Annotated in this window: 17 protein-coding genes and 1 tRNA gene; 5 read left to right on the top strand and 13 right to left on the bottom strand. The window is 47.9% G+C overall.

Annotated elements, in window-relative coordinates:
- Positions 1-268: 268 nt before the first annotated feature.
- On the top strand, positions 269-718 hold the full coding sequence (locus HZB61_02380; GenBank protein MBI5055455.1) for a thiol reductase thioredoxin: 450 nt from the start codon (positions 269-271) through the stop codon (positions 716-718).
- 84 nt (positions 719-802) lie between these two features.
- The gene (locus HZB61_02375; protein ID MBI5055454.1) at positions 803-2,107 is read left to right on the top strand and encodes a DEAD/DEAH box helicase; all 1,305 of its coding nucleotides are present in this window, start codon (positions 803-805) and stop codon (positions 2,105-2,107) included.
- 44 nt (positions 2,108-2,151) lie between these two features.
- Here the strand turns inward: HZB61_02375 and ettA are convergent, their stop codons facing one another.
- Positions 2,152-3,837, bottom strand: a complete 1,686-nt coding sequence (gene ettA / locus HZB61_02370) for an energy-dependent translational throttle protein EttA (protein MBI5055453.1) — start codon at positions 3,835-3,837, stop codon at positions 2,152-2,154.
- Between the two features lie 360 nt (positions 3,838-4,197).
- Entirely contained in the window at positions 4,198-5,259 is a 1,062-nt protein-coding gene (gene rsgA / locus HZB61_02365; GenBank protein MBI5055452.1) for a ribosome small subunit-dependent GTPase A, read from the bottom strand.
- 251 nt (positions 5,260-5,510) lie between these two features.
- Here rsgA and HZB61_02360 point away from each other — a divergent pair.
- Positions 5,511-5,595: transfer RNA gene (locus HZB61_02360), tRNA-Leu, on the top strand.
- A gap of 24 nt (positions 5,596-5,619) precedes the next feature.
- Here HZB61_02360 and HZB61_02355 read toward each other — a convergent pair.
- Together HZB61_02355 and HZB61_02350 are read right to left on the bottom strand one after the other, a co-directional pair.
- Complete coding sequence (locus HZB61_02355; GenBank protein MBI5055451.1) at positions 5,620-6,156, bottom strand: hypothetical protein; 537 nt, start codon at positions 6,154-6,156, stop codon at positions 5,620-5,622.
- Positions 6,157-6,504: 348 nt separating this feature from the next.
- Entirely contained in the window at positions 6,505-7,170 is a 666-nt protein-coding gene (locus HZB61_02350) for an alpha/beta fold hydrolase (protein MBI5055450.1), read from the bottom strand.
- A 288-nt stretch (positions 7,171-7,458) separates the two neighbouring features.
- Between HZB61_02350 and HZB61_02345 the strand changes: the two genes are divergently transcribed.
- A complete protein-coding gene (locus HZB61_02345) occupies positions 7,459-7,974 on the top strand; it encodes an acyloxyacyl hydrolase (protein ID MBI5055449.1) in 516 nt (171 codons plus the stop codon).
- Here the strand turns inward: HZB61_02345 and HZB61_02340 are convergent, their stop codons facing one another.
- The 9 genes from HZB61_02340 to HZB61_02300 form a co-directional block, all read right to left on the bottom strand.
- Positions 7,975-9,402 (bottom strand): acyl--CoA ligase, encoded by a 1,428-nt coding sequence (locus HZB61_02340; GenBank protein MBI5055448.1) that lies wholly within the window; start codon positions 9,400-9,402, stop codon positions 7,975-7,977.
- Positions 9,403-9,498: 96 nt separating this feature from the next.
- On the bottom strand, positions 9,499-10,926 hold the full coding sequence (locus HZB61_02335; protein MBI5055447.1) for a cobalamin B12-binding domain-containing protein: 1,428 nt from the start codon (positions 10,924-10,926) through the stop codon (positions 9,499-9,501).
- Positions 10,927-11,025: 99 nt separating this feature from the next.
- Positions 11,026-12,249, bottom strand: a complete 1,224-nt coding sequence (locus HZB61_02330; GenBank protein ID MBI5055446.1) for an FAD-dependent oxidoreductase — start codon at positions 12,247-12,249, stop codon at positions 11,026-11,028.
- A 19-nt stretch (positions 12,250-12,268) separates the two neighbouring features.
- Positions 12,269-13,582: a hypothetical protein gene (locus HZB61_02325; GenBank protein ID MBI5055445.1), complete on the bottom strand. Its 1,314-nt coding sequence runs from the start codon at positions 13,580-13,582 to the stop codon at positions 12,269-12,271.
- Between the two features lie 131 nt (positions 13,583-13,713).
- Positions 13,714-13,956: an acyl carrier protein gene (locus HZB61_02320; protein ID MBI5055444.1), complete on the bottom strand. Its 243-nt coding sequence runs from the start codon at positions 13,954-13,956 to the stop codon at positions 13,714-13,716.
- A gap of 8 nt (positions 13,957-13,964) precedes the next feature.
- Positions 13,965-14,189 (bottom strand): type II toxin-antitoxin system HicB family antitoxin, encoded by a 225-nt coding sequence (locus HZB61_02315; GenBank protein MBI5055443.1) that lies wholly within the window; start codon positions 14,187-14,189, stop codon positions 13,965-13,967.
- Positions 14,177-14,410, bottom strand: coding sequence for a type II toxin-antitoxin system HicA family toxin (locus HZB61_02310; GenBank protein MBI5055442.1), 234 nt, complete (start codon positions 14,408-14,410; stop codon positions 14,177-14,179). Before HZB61_02310 ends, HZB61_02315 begins: the two co-directional genes overlap by 13 nt.
- 12 nt (positions 14,411-14,422) lie before the next feature.
- Positions 14,423-15,496, bottom strand: a complete 1,074-nt coding sequence (locus HZB61_02305; GenBank protein MBI5055441.1) for a beta-ketoacyl synthase chain length factor — start codon at positions 15,494-15,496, stop codon at positions 14,423-14,425.
- Positions 15,497-15,603: 107 nt separating this feature from the next.
- A complete protein-coding gene (locus HZB61_02300; protein ID MBI5055440.1) occupies positions 15,604-16,770 on the bottom strand; it encodes a beta-ketoacyl-[acyl-carrier-protein] synthase family protein in 1,167 nt (388 codons plus the stop codon).
- A 258-nt stretch (positions 16,771-17,028) separates the two neighbouring features.
- On the opposite strand from HZB61_02300, the gene HZB61_02295 reads away from it, so the two are divergent.
- Positions 17,029-17,712 (top strand): ribonuclease H-like domain-containing protein, encoded by a 684-nt coding sequence (locus HZB61_02295; protein MBI5055439.1) that lies wholly within the window; start codon positions 17,029-17,031, stop codon positions 17,710-17,712.
- Positions 17,713-17,814: the final 102 nt, after the last annotated feature.

The raw sequence follows: 17,814 nt of genomic DNA, 5'->3' as shown, positions 1-17,814 counted from the left end.
TATCCACTGAATAATACATTGTCTGAGGTCAGATTCTGGTGCAACGGAAATTTGCTCGACGTTCAGAACGTCAAAAACAAGGACCTTGAAGGTGTGCACTTTTAATTCTTAAAGTGTGCACTTTTGAACTTTAGCTAACAGCAAAAAAGCTGTCAGCAAAAAAGCTGTCAGCGTTTAGCCGCACCTCTGTTTAGCTGCACCTCTTGCCTGACGCCTTTGAATATAATAATATTTAAATGCACGGCCCCTGTTTGCCGTGCCGGTCATTATGCAAACTGGCTCTATTTTACTGAGATGCAGATCATGTCATACTCTTAACCGGCTTCCAGCGGGCAAGCTCGGGCTCCGCCCGGTATGCGGGAAATGCAAGGCCCCGCTTGATTTCCCAAGGACGCCCGTTTACGCGGCTGCCTCAACATTCGACCGTGAAGTGAACGATTGGCCCATGCTCTTGCTTGTTGAATTTTTTGCGCAGTGGTGCGGTCATTGCCGCGCGATCGAGCCTGTTGTTAATGATATCGCTGCAAGGAGGGCGGGTTCTTTGAAAGTGCTGAAGGTAGACGTGGACAGGGAGCCGGCCCTCTCAAGCCGGTTTACAGTCAAAGGCACACCAACCTTTTTGCTCTATAGAAACGGACGTCTTCTTGGGCGAATAGACGGAGCGCCAAAGTCCCACAGCGAGCTGGAAGCATGGATACTTCAGATGTCACGTACATAATAAATTGGAATGCATTGGACAGCGGTGATAAAGATGACTACTTTAAGTAAGCACTGCTCTTAATGTATAGTAGAGGTGCACGAAATGAGATTTGATGAACTTAATATCCCTGAAAAGGTCCTTGAGGGGATCAGGACCGCGGGGTTTACAGAATGTACACCGGTGCAGGAGCAGACCCTGCCTGAGGCGCTGCGTGGCAAAGACATCGCGGCCCAGGCACAGACAGGCACAGGCAAGACAGCGGCGTTCCTTATCGCTGTTTTCTCGCGTATGCTTTTGAAGCCCTCGCCGGGACGAGGCCCCTCGCCGCGCGCCCTCATCATAGCCCCGACCCGCGAACTCGTAGTGCAGATAGCCGCTGAGGCGAAACTGCTTAGCGGCTCGGCCGGTTTCAAAATCCTGCCCGTCTACGGCGGTATTGACTACCGGAAACAGCGTGAGGAGATCAGTGAAGGCGTTGACATCCTTATCGGCACACCGGGCAGGCTCATTGATTATCTCAAGCAGAGGGTCTACAGCCTGAAGAAGACCCAGTTTCTCGTGATCGACGAGGCGGACCGGCTTTTTGATATGGGCTTTATCGCTGACCTCAGGTTTCTGCTCAGAAGGATGTCCCCTTACGACATGAGACAGTCCATGCTCTTTTCCGCCACTTTGTCCAACCGCGTGCTTGAACTCTGCTATGAACATATGAACAACCCGGTGCGGTTCTCGCTGACGCCGGAGAATATAACAGTGGAACAGATCGAGCAGGAGATCTATCATGCCGGCAGGTCCGAGAAGATAGGCCTGCTCCTTGGTATACTCAAACGCGAGCCTGACGGGCGATATCTCATTTTTTGCAACACCAGGGCGGCAGTTGAAAGGCTCGACGGTGTTCTCAATGCAAACGGCTTTGCAACCGCATCCATCACCGGAGACCTTGATCAGAGGAAGCGGATGAAGGTGCTCGCGCAATTCAAGGAAGGCACACTGCCTATCCTTGTAGCCACGGACGTGGCGAGCCGGGGGCTGCATATCGACGGGGTGACGCACGTGATCAACTACGACCTGCCTCAGGACCCGGAAGATTATGTGCACAGGATAGGCAGGACCGCGCGCGCAGGCGCTGCAGGAAAGGCGATAAGCCTGGCCTGCGAGGAATACGTCCATTCCCTTCCCGACATCGAAGACTACATCAGGCTTAAGATCCCGGTCATACCGGTGTCAGATGAAATTATTGTTAGAGGATATCGCAGGCCATCGGGGAGTTTTAAGAAACAGGGTGTCTATTCACAAAGGAAAGAACATCATGGGATGCGCCCGAAAGAAAAACAGTCACGCACAGGCACCACCTCTCGCGGCCCCCGGCCGGCCGGCCGTATCAACACCGGCAGAAAAAGGCCTTAAGCAAATCACACCGCTCCGCTCTTCGTGCTTTCTGAAACCAGTCTTTATCCTCTTGTCAAATGCCGGTATTTGATCCTGTGGGGCTGGTCCGCAGCGGCGCCGAGGCGGGCTTTTCTGTCAGCCTCATATTCAGAATAATTCCCGTCGAACCAGACCACCTTGCTGTCGCCTTCAAATGCGAGCATATGTGTTGCGATGCGGTCGAGGAACCACCTGTCGTGACTGATGACAACTGCGCAGCCCGCGAAATTCTCCAATGCCTCTTCAAGCGCGCGCATGGTATTTACATCAAGGTCATTTGTCGGTTCATCAAGCAAAAGGACGTTGGCCTCTTCCTTCAGCATCCGCGCCAGGTGAACGCGGTTCCTCTCACCGCCCGAAAGCATGGAAACCTTCTTCTGCTGATCGCTCCCGGAGAAGTTAAACCGCGCCACATACGCGCGTGAGTTGAGCTGCTTCTTGCCAAGCTGGACCACATCCAGCCCGTCGGAGATGATCTCCCATATAGTTTTGTTAGAGTCAAGGTCATCGCGGCTCTGATCTATATATGCGAGTTTTACGGTCTCTCCTATTTTAAATGTTCCCGCGTCAGGCTTCTCCTGTCCGGTGATCATCCGGAAAAGCGTGGTCTTTCCGGCGCCGTTCGGCCCGATCACGCCGACGATCCCGCCGGGCGGAAGAGAGAAGGTCATGCCCTCCACAAGGATATTGTCGCCGTATGCCTTTTTCACGTTATCGGCTTCAATGACCACATTGCCCAGACGCGGCCCGGGCGGAATATATATCTCCAGGTCCTTTGAGCTTTTTTCGACGTCCTGACTTAGGAGCGCCTCATAAGAGGTGATACGCGCCTTTGATTTTGCGTGGCGTCCCCTGGGTGACATCCGTATCCACTCAAGCTCGCGCTGAAGGGTCTTCTGCCTTTCGCTTTCGGACTTCTCTTCCTTCTCAAGGCGGTCTTTCTTCTGTTCCAGCCATGAGGAGTAATTGCCTTTCCACGGGATCCCCTGTCCCCTGTCTAATTCGAGGATCCACCCCGCGACATTGTCAAGGAAATAACGGTCGTGCGTCACTGCGATGATAGTGCCTGCATAATTTTGCAGATGATGCTCAAGCCACGCGACTGTCTCAGCGTCGAGGTGGTTGGTCGGCTCATCCAATAGCAGGATGTCCGGTTTCTGAAGGAGCAGCCTGCAAAGAGCGACACGCCGTTTTTCTCCGCCTGAAAGCACTTTCACCGGCGTGTCTCCCGAAGGACAGCGCAGGGCGTCCATTGCCATCTCAAGACGTGAATCCAGGTCCCAGGCATCCATCGCGTCAAGCTTCTCCTGCACCTTACCCTGACGCTCGATGAGCTTGTTCATCTCATCATCAGACATCGGCTCCGCGAATTTTTCATTTATAAGATTGTATTCTTTCAAGGCATCGACTATTTCCTGTACCCCTTCCTCCACGATCTCCCGCACGGTCTTGCTGCTGTCTAATTGCGGCTCCTGCTCAAGTAATCCCACGGAGTGCCCCGGTGAGAGCACGGTCTCGCCGTTGAACTCTTTGTCCCTGCCCGCAAGGATACGGAGGAGGGAGCTTTTCCCCGACCCGTTAAGGCCGAGCACTCCGATCTTGGCCCCGTAGAAATAGGAAAGATAGATATCTTTCAGTACAGGCTTCTTGTCATAAAACTTGCTCACCCCGATCATGGAGTAAATTACTTTGTTAGGCTCAATGCTCATCGTATATCAAATCCTTTCTTTCCGTAGGGGCGAGGTTTAAAACCCGCCCTGCAAATCCGGTTTTGAAGTATACCATAATCAGGACAGGCAGCCGCAAATCTAAAGGAGGTGTATGATTTAAGATTTAACTCCGTTTGACCAGGTATCAAATAATCCTTTAAGATCATTGCAGCTTGAGGGACGGCAGGAGAGACTATTGAACCTCTATGTTTGGCGCAGACCATGTTCTGCTGCCGGAGAATTTGAAACTAAGTCAGATTTTGTTTTTTGTACCGCTCGCATGACGGATTTTTTCAAAATCCGTGACGGGTGATCTTTGCCCCTTGACAACCGGAGGCCTTATAAGTGTTCGGTGTCCATTCAGTCCTTCATTTGTTTCTTTGCAGATTTAATGAAGCGTCCGAATGCTCTATCCTTCTTCCGTTTGTCTATGTACGACAGCTCATGGTACTCCGACTCCTTCTTGAGCTTCATATAGCTGGAATAGCGATCTTCAGTCAATGCACCGCTTGTGACTGCGGCTCGGACCGCACAGCCGGGTTCCTGCGTGTGGCCACAATTTGCATAGCGACAATTCAGGGAAAGCTGGACAATGTCTTCAAAGCCTTGGTTGACCCCTTCGCTCACACCGAGAAGACCCAGTTCTCGCATTCCCGGCGTATCAATCAACATGGAACCTTGATTAAGAACAATAAGCTGGCGGCGCGCAGTTGTATGTATGCCTTCTCCTGTTCCACTGACGGCCTTTGTGTCAAAAGCGTCTTGCCCGATCAGGCGGTTGAGGAGTGTTGTTTTGCCGACCCCCGATGAACCGAGTAGGCAATATGTTCTTCCCGAGACTAACACCTGCTGGAATTCGTTAAATCCGATGCCCGTGATATTGCTGAGGGCAAGGACTCTGGCTGTAATGGCGCTCGATCTAATGGCAGCAAGCTTCTGCTCCATTTCTTCGGGGGTGATCAAGTCCGTCTTGGTAAGAATAACAATCGGCTCAACACCCCCGTCAGCTGCCATTACCAAATACCGATCCATCCTCCGCACATTGAAGTCAAAGTGACACGACTGGACAATGAAAGCGACGTCAATGTTGGCCGCTATCATCTGGAAATCCACCTTTTCACCGGCAGATTTGCGGCGCAGAAAGGTCTTTCTCGGAAACACCTCGTGGATAATTGCCGCAGTGTCGTTGCTGTGATATTGCACGGTTACCCAATCTCCGACGCACGGCAGGTCAACCGAGGATTTAACTTGGAAATAGAATTTCCCGGCGAGTTCGGCTGGGACTTCCTTGGTCTCATTTCTGACGAGGTATGAGCCGCGATCAACTGCTGACACACGTGTAATGTTCCAACCCTCTTGACGCAAGTCACTGACATGCGCTTGAAACCATTGTTCGAAACCTATATCACTCAATTTCGTCATATGTTGTCACCGAACAGATATTAGATAGAATGTTTTATATTTAATATCCTACAATTTGCCAATAAGTAATAGGGGACATTGTGCTCTATTTCTTATTCACATCTTTTCTACAGGAAATAGTGAATTATAGGGCCCATGCTTTTACCCCGTAGGATTATTATTAAGATGGATTCTATCAATGTCAAGGGAAAACTTTCTCACCGGTGGCCCACGTTTGACTGAGTATCAAATAATACTTTAAAATCAATCGAGCGAGAGTGGCGGAATTGGCAGACGCGCTGGACTTAGGATCCAGTGGGTAACTCCGTAGGGGTTCAACTCCCCTCTCTCGCACCATTTGTGAAGCTGTGCATTTATAACCTACGCGGTTTGTCTTTTCCTTTTCAAATAACTCCTGACTGACAGAGCAAGCCCTCCAGATAAAAAGAGAATCGAGCTAATGGGCTCAGGCCCAGCTACAGTAGTTCCAGTTATCTCTGATATATTTCCTGCGTGATCGTCAAAATACGCAGTAAATGGAATGTTCCCCGCCTGATAGTCAATTATAAAACTAAACCCGCTTAGAGAATTACCCGCGGCTAAGTCATAGCTTGGATCAATTGAAACAGGATCTAAATATGTAGTTGTATTTGTTCCTTCCCAAACAGTTGCGCCCATCCATCCCTCTGGAAGAGGTAAACCTGTAACTGTCGCGGTCTGGCTGAAATCAAACCAGACATTAAAAAGATACTCGCCGGTTGTAGATGTGTTATTAATTGTATAGTCATATTGCCATAACTCGTTCCCTAAATTTGTTTCACTATAAAGCACATTGCTTCCGGCAGATGCTGATGCCATAGAGTTGATTAATAATAAAACCCCTGCAATAACTGCTAATGCCAATATTTTCGCTTTCATGACAAGTCCCCCCATGCTGATTTTATTTTTGCGGGCCAAGGGCCCGTTGATTCAAGAACTGCTAAATGCCCCCTCCTTTCTGCAGATAGCGTGCCTCCATCTGCAAAGCATCAGATTGAAAAATATTTATTGAAACGTTATTGATTAATTAGAAAGCCCGCTCATGATAGGAACTATCCTCCCACTGTACAAATAATTTGAAAATCAATTAAGCAGAAAAACCAGCAACTTTCCCTCCCAGAGTATGAAAAAGTCTGTCTGCGGTCTGTTATTAAAACAACTAAATTTATTTTAAGAGCCCATTAAGAATTGTGCTTAAATATAACATTCAACGAATCACCTGTCAATTTAATCTTTCGGATTTATCTCCGGCCTTAGTTTCTCAATAAATATTCCCCAGAGGGTTTCCCATGTTTGCCAGTCATGCGCGCCGTTGATTACGACAACGTGATCGCGCGGGAGGGCTGTCGCGAATATATTATTTACGGGAGCAAAACGGTCATGGTCGCCGTATCCAAGATATACCGGAAGGGATTTCTCTGTTTCATAATTCTTGATCCACAGCCATAGAAAATCCTGCCAGTCGTCTTCGGTTATCCTGCCCGGATTCCAATTTTGAACTCCATCCGCATTTTTAATTTTGCCGATTATCTCTTCGTCTCCCAAAAACGGCGAGAATGCTATAACGCCGGATATGTCATCAGGGTACTTGCTCGCGTAGAGCAGCGCACCTGTCCCTCCCATTGAGATACCCACGAGCCAGATATGCTTGTAACCTTTTGCCTTAGCAGGTCCGATAATGTCTTCCCTCAATCTGACGCCGATGCTTCCGTCCTGATAGTAGGCTTCATAAGCGTCTGCTTCCGCCATGTCAACGTTTAATCCCTTCTGCCGTATGGCATCAATAAAACCATGCTTCATGTATGTCCCTAATCTGTCGCCCCTTCCGGGGAGGAAAACAATGAGATGAGAATTTCCAGCCTTCTCCGGTCCTTCGTAATAGATTGTGTCCATCGGGACCTTAGCAGCCCGGATACACCCGGTAATGAATATTGAAAATAATAAACCTATGCAGGCAATGGCTTTCATTGTTTAGAGAAATATTATCTCGTAGTTCACAAGGCGTCAATGAATTTTATCCTGAGGATCTCTGTTGAAAAAATAAAAATTTGCGGCTATTATCTAAAAATCAACTGAAATTTCATCGTCCAAAATTTATAAATGAGATACTGCATATTTTTCATATCAGCGCTTTTATTTTTTTCTTTTGCCTCCTCCGTCTTTGCACAGGAGGACCAGCCGTTGGGATTCAGCAAAGCAAAAAGCCACTGGACTTTTCTGGGAGGCTTCGGGCAGACCCACAGAAACCTCGGCAGCACTCATGTGAGGGTCCAGCAGGCGGACACGATACTTCAGTACGGTTATTTTCTGACCGAAGAGGCTGGGAGATCATGGTACAAGGTGCGCCATGAAATACTGATCGAGCTGCCTATCTCCTATGTCTTTCATCCTGATGACGGCATCATGACAGGGATAAACTTTTTGGCGTGCTGGGATTTTACCGCTTCTGAAAAGATCGTGCCCTACTTCTTTGCAGGAGGCGGGTTAGTTTACACAAATATTGATATACCGGGGCTGGGCTCGGATTACAATGGCAATTACCAGGGCGGGGTCGGCGTGCATTATTTCATAGACAAAAATGTCACCCTTGACCTGAACTACCGCTTGCACCATGTATCAAATGCAAATACCGTCAAACCGAATGACCCGCTGAATTCAAGCAAGTTCCTGTTCGGCTTGTCGTTTTTGACTAATTAATCAGCATCTCCTGATCTTGCCGCTGGGAGTTTTGGGGATGCCGCTGACTATCTCAAAGCCTTTCGGCACTTTATACTGCGCAAGCTTCCGGTAACAAAACTTCTTTAACTCGTCTAACGGGATGTCAGCATCTTTTTCCGGGACAATCTTTGACATCGGCAGTTGCCCGTATCTCGGATGGTCCTCGCCGTACACAAACGATTCCTTCACGCCGGGGAAATTATTAATGACTGTTTCCACCTCATAGGGGAAAACCTTCATCCCGACGAAGTTAATTACGTCCTTCCCGCGTCCGGCTATGGTAAGAAATCCGTCTTCATTTATCCTGCCTAAATCTCCTGTGTTAAACCAGCCGTCTTTTAAAATACTCTCCCTGTTTTGCCAAGGTGAAAAATAAGCATTCAGCATCCCCTTTCCCCTGATATGAATTTCTCCCACTCCGCTTTCGTCTTTGTTGTAAATCAATATCTCATAGTCGGGCAATACCCTGCCGACAGAGTTTCGATTGTCTTCATCTTCAGAGAGGTTTATAAAAGGCAGCCCCACTTCAATGATCCCGTATGCCTCGGTCAATTTGATGCCGAATTTCGCAAAAAATTCACCGGCGACACTCTCAGGCAGTTTCATTGCCGTGGAGACAGCCATGCGAATGTTTTTCAGAGGGCCGGGTGAGAGCAGGTTGGAGTTTGCCAACAGATTGTAATGAAAAGGAGAGGCGTAGATAAAAGTGCCTTTGTGATTGGTCACGCCTTCTATCAAAGATACCGGGAAGCGGTCACCGCAGAGCACAATGGCTGAGGCGCGGCGCAGAAAAAGGAGGATGGTCACTACGAAATGAAAGCTCATGGAAAGCACCCACAGCACTGTATCGGCAGAGGTAATTCTCATTCCTCTGTCAGCCGCATCAGTCCTTTCGATGATCGCCTCATGGGACAGGACAACGCCTTTGCTTGCGCCGGTTGTGCCGGAGCTGAACCTGATGAACGCGGGATTGATTTTAAAATACTCATCGCAGGGTTTTTCTTTAACGGCCCTCTTTTTAATGTAAAGATCTTTTTTGACAAATCCTTTTGATGAAAGACCAGGGGCTTCATTATCAGTGTATGGGCCCTTTTCAAAAAGCAGGAAATCCACCGCGATCTTTTCCAGTATCTCGTTGATCTCATCTTCCCTGTGATCGGTAGAGATTGGCACGACTACCGCTGAAAGAGACAGCACAGCCAAACTTGCAGCGATATAATCAATGCTGTCGCCGCAGAGAAGCCCCACGCGATGGAATTGAAGAACGCCTTCAGCTTTCAGGGATGAAGCGATCAGCTCAGCGGAAGAGATCAACTGACCGTATGTCACACGGTCGCCATCATCGATGACAGCGATTTTGTCTCTGAAGTTTTCCGTTTCTTTTTTTATTATGGCAAAGACTTTCATGTATTTCTTCTCTCCCCGACTACTTACTACTATCTACTGTCTATTTTTCATAGGTGTCGTATAGAAATATTTCGCCAGACTTTCTGCTCCTCTGATTCATTGAGGCACATTGTAATCCTTGTACATATTTCTCAGCGCGAAGATGTATTTTGTCCCGCGGTAAATGATCCTGGCGATCTCTCTCTTTGGGACCTTGACCTTGTTGACCCTTAGCGGATTCGCCCTGAGGGCCACGCTGGACAGCCTCGCGAAATGCGCGTAGAATTTCTTCAGTCCGAGCCTTGTCGGCAGGATGGTGTGCATGCAGTCATAAAATAAAAAGGGGTCGCAGATAAAGTCGTCCTTATGTTTCTGAAACAACTCAGTGCCCGGCGCAGGAGAAAATACCGTAAAAGTGACCTCGGCAGGACAGAGGTCCAGGACCTCCTTCTCAAGCGCGACAAAATCATCCACGTAGAAATCAGGGTCAACTATAAAGCTTGCGTGAAGGGTGATGCCGATTCCGCGAAGCACGGATATGGCCTTGCGGTTGGTCTCAACGTTTGTCCTCTTATTGTAATTGTCCAGCTGCGACCCTCTCATTGACTCCAGCCCGACATAGACCAGACCCAGTCCGGCTTTTTTCCACAACTGAAACAATTCAGGATTTTTAGCGATGGTGTCGCTTCTGGCCCAACTGATGTATTTCTTTTTAATACCCCGCTGAAGCAGAAGCTCGGCAACAGCGGTCATACGCTTTTTATTTAAAAAAGTTTCGTCATCTACGAAGTAAATGTTGTCTTCTTTTATTTGACTGATCTCATCGACCACGTCTTCAGGAGTGCGCTGAAGATATTTGCCGCGCATGATATGATGCACGACGCAGAAGGAACAGTTAAACGCGCAGCCTGTGGAGGTGCGCATACTTGCAGTCTGAGGGAATATCGTATCGAGGCTGTTTTCAGGGGCTGAGGTCCAGACGCAGAAATATTTCGAGCGCTGCACCAGGTCTCTCCTCGGTCTCGGTATGTCCTCTACCGGGGGGAATTCAGGCGGCGGGGCTTCAGCTTTTCTGAGAAAGTCAGGGTCTTGAGGAGAGAGAGAAACGTCACCAAAGTGAAGCGGCAGTCCTTCCTTATAACGATTTACTATCTCGCGGAATGTTGTCCCGCCTTCGCCGCGCACAATGATATCAATTTCGCCTCCCGCGTAATCAGCAGGGATAATTGTCGCGTGAACGCCCCCTGCCACAGTAATTGCCGAAGGGATATGTTCTTTAACGAGCCGCGCCAGTTTTTTCACCATCGAGGACTGGGAGCTGTATCCGGTGAACCCGACGATGTGCGGATTTATCTTGTGCAATTGATCATGGAAGGCCTCAAGCGGTTCCTTTTCAATGCCCAGATCACAGATCGTTATTTCATTTCCCTCAGGCACGCCCCCGGCAACTATCTCCAGTTCCAGAGGTTCCAGATGCAGAAACCCCTGCTGCAGGCGTTTTGCTATAAGCAGCTGCGGATGCGGTTTGACAAGTAAGATGCGCAATGAAGACCTCCTTTAAATATTAAAACAAATTACCACAGAGGGCACGGAGAAATAAACAATAAAAAAATACAACTTGTTCTATCTTTCAATTGTAAACATTTATCTCTGTGCTCTCTGTGGTTTTTCTATATCACCGAAAGGGAACTTCCCGTTTTTCACTTTAAATGCTGCTGCCAGGCCTGCCTGTTCTCCAAGTGAGATACAAGTGCCCATGACCCGCGTGGAGCCGAGGGCTTCATGAGTGACGGAGATACAGCGTCCTGCCAGTAATAAGTTATCAATTCCTTTTGCCTTCAGACACCGGAAGGGGACCTCGTAGTAGTCTCCTGACTTGACGTATTTGTAGATCGTTCCTTTTCTTTTGTCCCATATCTCTATGGGCCAGGAATTCTTGACAACGCCGTCATTAAATTTTCCGGCGTTGATTATATCATCTTCAGTAAGAACATATTCACCGCGAATTCTTCTGCCCTCCCTGTCCATTACTCTCAGGGAAGTCCCGGCAACGCAGGCGTTCTTAAATGAAGGCAGTTTGTCCGCTAAATAGCGGAGCGCCTTTTCAGCATTTTTTAAAACTACTTCATTGCGCCTGCTGTTCTCATAGCCAGGATTCAACTTCAAAAATCCTTCATCCGGAGACTCTCCTTTAGTGAAGGAGGTAAACCTCAAATACGCGGGAAGCAGTTTCATTTTTACCGCCTGTGATAAATGATAAGGCACTTTGATTGCCAGTGTTTCGTCTGCGTTTTTTAGTCCATTCAAATGAATGGTAAATCCCGCCAGTTGCCTTTTCGCCGGAGAGGACAATTCGAAATCCGCTCCCGCCATCGCAGAAACATCCCCATTCCCTGTGCAGTCGATCACAACGTTAGAGGTTATTTTGTGAATGGTTCCATGCTGCTTTAATCCGACCTCAACGATCGTCTTGCCTTTCTTCCTGACCGTTACAGCAGTTGCATCAAACATAACATTTAACTTCGGTACATTCCCGCACAATGAATTAAAAACAGACGACAGGTCTTCTCTTGAATATGGAAGCACATAAACCTGCCCGATCTTTTTAATCGTTCTTTGAGGAGATAATTTATTTAGATTGCTGACGATCTCTCTGACGATCCCGTCATTTAAAGTTTCCTTCGGCATGGCTTTACCGTTCAAATATAATCCGCATATATATTGGAACAAGCCGGAGTAACCAACGCCTCCGAGGAAGTTTTCTTTCTCCGCCAAAATGGTTTTGACGCCTGAGCGCGCCGCAGCCAATGCTGCCGCTGCGCCTGAAACACCCGCGCCGATCACAAGCACATCACAGGGAGTGGTCATTGTGCAATTCCCCCTCACCCTACATCATTTCCCGAATATTCTTTTCCAGCATATTCGCTTCTTCATCACTTATAATTCCGTCGAGATATGATATTACCAGATTGAGCCTGCCGTTGAAATAATTGGAGAAGAACCCAAGACCCGGAGGCACCGGGACTCTCGGCATATGAAATACGTTCTCTATCTTTGCCCCCATTATCTCAGGCGATAAAGGGTTCGTGCTCACGTGCGAAAAGATGAAGGTGGCGAGCTTTCCCTTCAATGGCCCGTCGATTATTTTTCCCAGAAAAGACAACGGCGCGATACGCGTCAGATGGCTTGCCTCAATAATATCACGCGGGATGCCTGCCTTCACCTGCTCGTACATCTGCGTCTTGATGCTGTTTATTATTTTCTTCTGGTTGCCCATCAAAGCGGTTTGGACCTGAAAAAAAAGGTACGACACATGATTGAAGAACAACTCCTGCTTAATGCCTTCGCCTGTTCTCGTGTCAATGGAAACTGTGGCCAGATAATTATCTGCCGACAGGCTTCTCTTTTTAAAAAATCCGTCCACGGCCCGCATGACAACTGACAGCAGATAAGGCGTCTCCATCAGATAGCCTGCCTCTCTGTATGCTTTGTCGTAGATCTCTTGTGTCTCCTGCGGGGTAAAGGACATTAATCTGAACTTAAACCTCCTGGTATTATCGCCTGAAACAGGCAGGACTTCAGGCGGCTTTTGAGACAGCGAGATTATCTTGCGGTTGACATTCCTTCCCGAAAGGAATTTTTTCATCCACTCAGAAAGATGGGCCGGTGCGGCTAAAGGAATCCCGCCTGAGATCCCGGCATCATCGCTGCTTTCAAGATACTGTTGAAATATCCTGAGAAGGTTTTCCGCTCCCCTTGCGTCCAATAGACGGTGGTCAAAGGTCATTGCCAGACAGCTTTTATTATTCTCAATATTAAAAAGGTGAAACGCCAGATGCTCGCTGTCATTCCTGAAAGGCTTATTGGCGCATTCACTGAGAAGAGCTGAAAAGGTCTCTTCGCTGGAGCAATTGTGGAAAGTAAAATTCAAATCCCCTCCTGCTTTCTCAGGGACCCTCCAGTAGGGACAGAGATTGATATCGCGCGCTATGCTGCCACGCGTTACCGGGAGTGCGTTTACAAAGCGGTTTAAGCGGTCCTGAATTTCAGCCTGAGCGATCACTGAGTCCAGTACAAGAACAACCTGCGACATGTTGCCGGCGCAGGTGTTCCTCTTCATCATGTGATCGAGGGAGCTGATTATCCAGTCGCAGCCGGAAAGATAGAGTTTGTTTTTTGATGACGGAATTACAAGTCCCATAAAATTAACCACAGAGGACGCAGAGAGTGAAACTAACAATAAAGATCGTAACGGGTCTTTGTCTCATAATACTGTCACCCTGAACTTGTTTCAGGGTCTAAAAAATACCAGAATAAGTTCGGCATGACATTTTATAATTTTTTATGAATAAAAGACGCTAATGAATGAATGGTCCCGAAGTCTTTCTTTTCCAGCCCTGATTCGATCAGCTTGAGATTGAAAGTCTTCTCTATGAAAACAAGGACCTCAACAAGCCCCAGCGAGTCAATGCCAAGTTTATGAAAAGGCGTGTCAGCGCCAATTGAGGCCGCGTCTTTCGATATGATAGCGGCGATCCCCTGAGTTAATTTGTCCTGAATGTTTTGTAGTGTCATTAAGAAACTCAGGCGCAGACTTTTTTTGCTGAAGGCGCAGGCAGTTCTTTCCCCTGCTTTTGCAATGCCTCTGTATGACAGGCGAAGGCCTCTTTGGCATTCGCGATTGCTTCATCTATAGTGCTTCCACCTGTGAGTATTTCAGGTATATCAGGGAACCTGACATAAAGCCAGTGCTCTTCTTTGTCTGTCGAAGGGGTTATTACAATTTCATAATCTTCTATTGTAAACATCTCTTTATTACCTCCTTAACATCCTGCACATGGCAAAACGTATGGCTGCCGTGTGGTCTCACTAAAGTTAAGGTCGTTGCCCCATTAGAGAAAGAATAATGGCTTCCTTTGACGTTTATTATATCATAGCCTTTGTGTTTTAAGACCTTCACTAAGTCCTCAAATCTTACATGCTTTGGATTTGCCTTGATCTTATCAAGCAGCTTTTCTGTTCTCCCCAATTTGTCCCCTCGTTATTTTGCACGTAGTTGGATTACAGCTTTTTCGTTCAGGCAATTATATCTGATGCACCGGATGAATTCAATGCGGGAGTTTTTCGTCTCATCAAGGAGGTTTACGCTATGCGGATTATCGGATACCGGGTTTGCATAGCACAATTGTTTCTTAAGCATCAATGCCCCTGCGGCGCAGTTGAAGGCGCTGCCTATCATCATGCTGCCAAATATTGGTGAATAAGCAGCCGTGGGAATTTCAGGAGAGAGGGATGACACATAAACGGATTCGTCAGCTAACATTCCATCGGTGTCAATGATGTTTAAATCTGCCCGAATGGGGGCTGGATTCCCGCTTTCGCGGGAATGACGAGTCGTTATGTCTTCAACCTTGCAAAATACATTTTCAGAATCTTCGTTGCTTACCAGAAAGAAGACAGCGCCCTCACCGGGAATACTGTAAGCCGGATTAAAATTGAATGGCTTTATCCTGCCGTCAATTGCCTGCGCCAATTTGGAACCATAAATGTATCCAAGCACGTCACCGTATTGTTCCACTGCCCCGACAAGGACATGATCACAGCGTTTTTCCTCAAGCCATGCCTTTGCAAGCTGAAGGGCGGAGTGGAAGGAGAAGAAAAACTGCGTCACGGTCAGGGCAGGCCCCTGAATATTTAATGCGGAAGAGATGTAAGAAGCAGCGGCATTATGCACGGAATTGGAAAACGTTGTCGGAGAAACATTCGCCTCCCCGTAATCGAGGATGTCATTGAGGAAGTCAAAGGTTGTCATATGCGCTCCGAATGCCGTGGCTGTGATGATGCCGATAGTTTTTTTATTTGTGTTTTCAATTCCGCAGTTTGTAAACGCGTCAGCGGCTGCGAGCACGGCCATCTTGCTGAGTTTGTCCGCGCGCCGCATTTTCTTTAGCAGCGACTTGTCGGACATTGTTTGCAGACCAACCTGATACACAAAAGATTTCCTGCCTTTGATTTCTATTTCATCAGGTCTCTGCCATCCCTCTTTCAGGGCATTCTCAAAACAGTCAACACCCCTGCCGCGTGTGAAGACGGTCCCGATCCCGTTAATGTTCATTTATAAAATCTCCCCTGCCCCCTCTTTTCCAAAGAGGGGAATTATCTCTCCCTTTGGCAAATGGAGATGTAGAGGGATTTTACCGTAAATAATTTTTAACCACATTCTTATACCCTTCCAATCACTATCGCCGCGTTGTTTCCGCCGAATGCCAGAGAGGTGGAAAGGGCGTATTGCCCGCTGATATTTGTTCTCTCTCTGACGGGCATCAAAGGAATGGCATCATCTTTGTTTTGAAAACCTGCGCTTGCCGGTATCCATCCTTCCCGAAGGCCTGCTGCGGTAAACACTGCTTCCAGCCCTCCCGCAGCGCCGAGTGTATGCCCTGTGAATCCTTTTGTTGACAGCATCATTAAATCCGTCCCGAAAATGTCAGCCAATACATTTCCCTCGACAAGATCATTGTCCGGCGTTGCCGTCCCGTGCGCGTTAACAAAACATATTTCCCCCGGCGTGATTCCCGCGTCTGTCAAAGCCTTTTTGATCGATATTCTCAACCCTGTGCCTTCGGGATGCGGAGCAGTGAGATGATAGGCGTCGCTTGATGAGCCGTATCCCGTCAAAAATAAATCGGATGAAATTCCCCTCTTTGTTGCGGACTCTTTCGTCTCTAAAATTATCACGCCTGCGCCTTCGCCGAGATTAAGTCCCTTCCTGTCCCTGTCAAAAGGCGCGCACAGGTCCATGCTCACGATGCCGAGCGAACCGAAACCGCAGAGAGGGATGCGGTTCATCTCATCCGCGCCTCCCGCGATTGCAATGTCACACAGGCCGTTGTTCAACCACGACAGCGCAACCCCGATCGCGTCTGTCCCTGAGGAGCAGGCATTGACAACTGTCAGGGAAGGCCCTTTGGCCTTGACCCTGCGCGAAATAAATTCAGCGGGATTTCCCTTCAAATATCTGTCCACGGAATTCATGGCGGCGGAGCCTGTGTCGCGGTATGATTTATAAAACTCAAGGTCATTCAACTGGCTTGCCACTGTTGTGCCGAGACAGACGCCTACGCGAAATTCAGACAGATCATTCAGCCTTGCGTCTTTCATCGCCTCATCAACCGCGAAGAGTGCGAGACTGAGTGTCCGCTGGCCTTCCAAATAGAATTCTCCCGGAAGACCCCTCACCTCAAACACAGGGTATTTCAAAGGCGTCTCAAAAAGGGTGACCTGTCCGGCGTTCCTTTTGGCGTCTCTGAATGAGTCAAGCGTTTCAGCGGCATTATTTCCAGCCGCCGAGATTGCGCCGAGGCCTGTGATCAAGATGTTTTTATTCATGTGGAATTCCATTCCAAGACGTGGAAGGCTGTGGAAGAATTTCTATACGACACCTTGAAAGGGTAGTCAGTAGATAGCAGTAAGTAGTTGGGAACCCCTATCTATTGGCTACTAACTACCAGCTACTGTTTTGTTGTCGATTATAGAAACTCTGAAACAGACTTCCATACGCTGAACGATGTTATTATTTTAGCCGGAGAAAATCAATAAATCAAAAATGTCGTTGCAACTTTTCAGTGAAACATGGTAAAACCTTCTATGCCTAAAAAACTCGTTATTGATATTGAAACAATCGGGAAGGACTTTGAGTCCCTTGATGAGATATCAAAAGAGTATCTCCTGAAGTTTGCGGAGTCTGAGGACGACATCAGGGCGGCGAAGGAGGGGCTTGGGTTTTCGCCGCTTACTGGAGAGATTGTCGCGATAGGGATGCTCAATCCCGACACCAATAACGGCGCGGTATATTATCAGTCCCCTGAAGTTGCTCAGGAGCCTTTAAAAGAAGACGGGATAGAATATATCGCTGATACGGAAGAGGGGATACTTAGAAGATTCTGGGAAGCGGTAAAGCATTACGATAAAATAATCACGTTTAACGGCAGGGGATTTGACGCGCCTTTTATAATGCTCCGTTCCGCAGTCCACAAAATAAAACCGACAAAAGAGCTCATGCCCAACCGCTACAACCTCTCGCATACTGACCTGATCGACCTGTTGACTTTCTACGGAGCGGTGAGGAGGAAGTTCAGCCTCCACATGTGGTGCAAGGCATTTGATATCAAAAGTCCGAAGGAAGAAGGCGTGTCAGGTTATGAGGTAAATGACCTCTTTAAAAGCGGTCAATACCTAAGGATCGCGAAATACTGTGTCGGGGATTTATACGCAACGAAAGAACTCTTTGAATACTGGAATGAATATATTAAATTTCCTTTAAATTCATAGACTTGCCTTGCCCGTGATTTTTTTATTTTTGCCGCTAAAAAAAGCTTGCCTATGGCAAAGGGGATGGGCTATAATAACACACTTTCCTGCCGGGAAAAGTTG

Source organism: Nitrospirota bacterium (assembly GCA_016214845.1).
GTDB lineage: Bacteria > Nitrospirota > Thermodesulfovibrionia > UBA6902 > UBA6902 > SURF-23.
Note: the sequence above shows the minus strand (reverse complement) of the source record. Positions and strands in the feature narration are given on the sequence as shown.

Excerpts from the sequence above, each read along its gene's own strand:
- HZB61_02380 (MBI5055455.1), top strand. The coding sequence starts at position 269 with ATGCAAACTGGCTCTATTTTACTGAGATGCAGATCATGTCATACTCTT.
- HZB61_02375 (MBI5055454.1), top strand. The coding sequence starts at position 803 with ATGAGATTTGATGAACTTAATATCCCTGAAAAGGTCCTTGAGGGGATC.
- ettA (MBI5055453.1), bottom strand. The coding sequence starts at position 3,837 with ATGAGCATTGAGCCTAACAAAGTAATTTACTCCATGATCGGGGTGAGC.
- rsgA (MBI5055452.1), bottom strand. The coding sequence starts at position 5,259 with ATGACGAAATTGAGTGATATAGGTTTCGAACAATGGTTTCAAGCGCAT.
- HZB61_02355 (MBI5055451.1), bottom strand. The coding sequence starts at position 6,156 with ATGAAAGCGAAAATATTGGCATTAGCAGTTATTGCAGGGGTTTTATTA.
- HZB61_02350 (MBI5055450.1), bottom strand. The coding sequence starts at position 7,170 with ATGGACACAATCTATTACGAAGGACCGGAGAAGGCTGGAAATTCTCAT.
- HZB61_02340 (MBI5055448.1), bottom strand. The coding sequence starts at position 9,402 with ATGAAAGTCTTTGCCATAATAAAAAAAGAAACGGAAAACTTCAGAGAC.
- HZB61_02330 (MBI5055446.1), bottom strand. The coding sequence starts at position 12,249 with ATGACCACTCCCTGTGATGTGCTTGTGATCGGCGCGGGTGTTTCAGGC.
- HZB61_02325 (MBI5055445.1), bottom strand. The coding sequence starts at position 13,582 with ATGGGACTTGTAATTCCGTCATCAAAAAACAAACTCTATCTTTCCGGC.
- HZB61_02320 (MBI5055444.1), bottom strand. The coding sequence starts at position 13,956 with ATGACACTACAAAACATTCAGGACAAATTAACTCAGGGGATCGCCGCT.
- HZB61_02315 (MBI5055443.1), bottom strand. The coding sequence starts at position 14,189 with ATGTTTACAATAGAAGATTATGAAATTGTAATAACCCCTTCGACAGAC.
- HZB61_02305 (MBI5055441.1), bottom strand. The coding sequence starts at position 15,496 with ATGAACATTAACGGGATCGGGACCGTCTTCACACGCGGCAGGGGTGTT.
- HZB61_02300 (MBI5055440.1), bottom strand. The coding sequence starts at position 16,770 with ATGAATAAAAACATCTTGATCACAGGCCTCGGCGCAATCTCGGCGGCT.
- HZB61_02295 (MBI5055439.1), top strand. The coding sequence starts at position 17,029 with ATGCCTAAAAAACTCGTTATTGATATTGAAACAATCGGGAAGGACTTT.